This window comes from Kitasatospora sp. NPDC057518 (assembly GCF_042802075.1).
Classification (GTDB): domain Bacteria; phylum Actinomycetota; class Actinomycetes; order Streptomycetales; family Streptomycetaceae; genus Kitasatospora.
Genome location: NZ_JBHVEU010000684.1, coordinates 1 through 2,981 on the forward strand (window position 1 = coordinate 1; position 2,981 = coordinate 2,981).

A 2,981-nucleotide genomic window follows, 5' to 3' on the forward strand; every position below is an offset into this window, starting at 1 on the left:
GGCCGGTCCGTGCCCAGGACCGGCCCCGGGCGGGTCAGCGCCGGGGTACGGCGGCGTGCGGGATGGCGAGGTCGGCCATGCGGTGCAGGACGGCGGCGGGGATCGCGGGATTCCTGGCGGCGGCGTCGGCCCGGCACGGGTCGAGCAGCAGCACCACCAGCTCCTCCGGGGGCAGGGCCGGGTTGACGCGGGCGAAGTGCCGCACGCCGCTGTCGGGGTCGGCCGCGAGCGCGGAGGCAGTGGCGGGGGCGAGCCGACGGTCGGCGGCGGCGGCCCGGCGGACGGCCGGGTCGGGGTCGGCGGCGGCCCGTTCGACGTGGGCGGCGGTGGCGGCGGGGTCGTCGAGGGCCAGGGCCCGCAGGCGCGGGTTCGGGTCGGCGGCCAGGCGCAGCAGGCCCTGGCGGGGGAAGCGGGGGTGGTTGCGCGGGCGGCCCGGGAAGGAGAGGCTGCCGTCCCACCAGCCCGCCATGCCCAGGAGCATCCGGGCCGGGGCGTCCTCGCAGGACTCGGCGAGGAGGATCCGCACCGCGCGGTCCTCGTCGCGGGCGAGGAGTTCGGCGACGTCGGCGGGCAGGCGCGGAGCCCGGGCGACGCTGCGGCGGACCAGCGTCTTCGGGGAGGCGGCGAGCAGGCGCATGGCCTCGGCGTCCGCGTGCCGGGCGACGACCCACGGCAGCTCCCCGGCGTGGGCGGCGGGGTCGATGTCGGGGACGTCGGCGGCCAGCACGGCGAGTTCGGCGAGTTCTGCGGGGGTGGCGGGCGGGGCTGCCTCGTCCGGCGGGGGCTTGAGGGCGCTCCCGGCCAGTTCCGCGAACAGCTCGCGCAGCGCCGCCCCGGGCGTGGCGGCGATCAGCCGCTCCCACTGGGCCGGTGACAGCCGGCCGCTCTCCGCGGCGCCCATCCGCACGCGCCGGTCGGGGTGGGCGATCGCGGCGTCCAGGACTCCGTCGGGCAGGTCGTCGCGGTCCAGGAAATGGTGCTCGCCGGTGTCCAGGAGGCGCAGGAGCAGGCCGGCGGGGGCCGCGCGGTTGTGGCCGAGCCCGGACAGCCAGGCGAGGCCGGTCGCGCGGTCGACGGCGGTGGCGCGGGTCAGCGGGGTCCAGACGGGGCCGGGCTCGACGGGCTCGACGGGCCGTCCGGCCTCGGCAGGGGGTGTCGGTGCTGGTGTCACCGGCGGGAGCCTACGCCCGCCGCCCGTACGGCCCGCGGGGCGGGGCCGGGCAGGTCGGAGTGGCGGGAACGGGCGCAAACGCCGGCGGCGCGGCGGCCCGGACACCCGATCCCCCAGGTGTCCGGACCGCCGCGCCGCCGGTGCGCGGTGCCCCGGGTCAGCCCGTGAGGGTGCGGGCCAGGGCGTCGAGGCCGTCGGCGTAGATGCCGGTGAACAGGTCGACGACCTCCTGCTCGGTGGCGCCGACGGGGTTGAAGCGGCCGGACCACTGGACCTCGGCGAGGTCGGCGCGGCCCGGGACGGCGTGGACGCGGAGGGTGGAGACGTAGCCGTCGACCGGGAACGGGGCCTGGAGGATGGCGTAGCTGTACTGCCGCTCGGTCTCGTTGAAGTCGACGAGGCGCTCGACGATGACGTCGCCCTCGGGGTTCTTCAGGCTGCGCACGCGGCCGCCCTCGGAGGCGGTGCTCTCGGGGATGTAGGGCAGCCAGTCGGGCAGGGCGTCGAAGCCGCCGATGAGGCTCCAGACCTTCTCGGGGGTGGCGGGGACGGTACGGCTGACGGAGGTGGAGGCCATGGTCGTTTCTCCTGTCACTGCGGTGGGGTGTGCGGGTGGTCAGGCGTTGTTCGGCAGCGGGGCGGCCGGGCTGACCAGGCCGGCGGCGCGCAGCTCCTGCCAGAACGCGGCCGGGACGGTCTCGTTGAGGGCGGCGACGTCCTCGGCGATGCGGCCGGGCTTGGTGGCGCCGGGGACGGCGGCGGCGGTCACCGGGTGGGCGAGGGAGAACTGCAGGGCGGCGGCCTTGATGGAGACGCCGTGCTTTCCGGCCAGGGCCTTGAGCTCGGTGACGCGCTCGATGATGTGGGCGGGGGCCTGCTGGTACTCGAAGTGGGTGCCGCCGGCGAGGATCCCGGAGCTGTAGGGGCCGCCGACGACCATGTCGACGCCCTGCTCCTGCGCCATCGGCAGCAGGCGCTGGAGGGCGTGGTCGTGGTCGAGGAGGGTGTAGCGGCCGGCGAGGAGGAAGCCGTCGGGCTTGGGCTCGTCCAGGGCCAGGGTCAGCTCGATCGGCTCGGTCTTGTTGACGCCCAGGCCCCAGGCCTTGATGACGCCCTCGTCGCGCAGGCGGGACAGGACGCGGAAGGCACCGGTGCGGGCCTCCTCGAACTTGGCGAGCCACTGGTCGCCATGGAAGTCCTGGGCGATGTCGTGGACCCAGACGATGTCCAGGCGGTCGGTGCCCAGGCGCTTGAGGCTGTCCTCGACGGAGCGCTCGGTGGCCTCGGCGGTCCACACGTGGAGCATCTTGTTCGGGTTGCCGTGCTCGAAGAGGCCGCCCTTCTCGCCGAGGTCGCGGGCGCCCTCCTCCAGCTCGTCGAGGATGACGCGGCCGACCTTGGTGGACAGGACGTACTCGTCGCGCGGCTTGGTGGACAGCACCTCGCCCAGGCGCTCCTCGGAGAGGCCGGCGCCGTAGAACGGGGCGGTGTCGAAGTAGCGGACGCCCTGGTCCCAGGCGGCTTCGACGGTGGCCAGGGCCTCGGCGTCGGGGATCGCGCGGAACATGTTGCCGAGCGGGGCGGTGCCGAAGCCGAGCTTGCCGGGGAGGATGTTCTTCAGGGACATGTCAGTGCCTTTGCGGAGCGGGCGGGCGTCGTGGGGGACCCGCCGGGGGTTGCGTCCGCACCGAAGGATTAGTGCAAACGCGCCTTACATGCAGGAACAATAGTTGCATACGCGTGGCAATGCAAGGGGTGGGCCGATCCCGCCGTCTACGGCCGCGGGCGGGGGCGGGGCCCGGTGCCCCTC

Annotated in this window: 3 protein-coding genes; all 3 read right to left on the minus strand. The window is 75.3% G+C overall.

What is annotated here, in order from left to right:
- Nucleotides 1-34 precede the first annotated feature (34 nt).
- Entirely contained in the window at nucleotides 35-1,171 is a 1,137-nt protein-coding gene (locus ACFU7Z_RS38300) for a hypothetical protein (protein ID WP_380782735.1), read from the minus strand.
- Between the two features lie 157 nt (nucleotides 1,172-1,328).
- On the minus strand, nucleotides 1,329-1,748 hold the full coding sequence (locus ACFU7Z_RS38305) for an SRPBCC family protein (protein WP_380782737.1): 420 nt from the start codon (nucleotides 1,746-1,748) through the stop codon (nucleotides 1,329-1,331).
- Between the two features lie 39 nt (nucleotides 1,749-1,787).
- On the minus strand, nucleotides 1,788-2,798 hold the full coding sequence (locus tag ACFU7Z_RS38310) for an aldo/keto reductase (RefSeq protein WP_380782739.1): 1,011 nt from the start codon (nucleotides 2,796-2,798) through the stop codon (nucleotides 1,788-1,790).
- Between the last annotated feature and the right edge of the window lie 183 nt (nucleotides 2,799-2,981).

Excerpts from the sequence above, each read along its gene's own strand:
- ACFU7Z_RS38305 (WP_380782737.1), bottom strand. The coding sequence starts at position 1,748 with ATGGCCTCCACCTCCGTCAGCCGTACCGTCCCCGCCACCCCCGAGAAG.
- ACFU7Z_RS38310 (WP_380782739.1), bottom strand. The coding sequence starts at position 2,798 with ATGTCCCTGAAGAACATCCTCCCCGGCAAGCTCGGCTTCGGCACCGCC.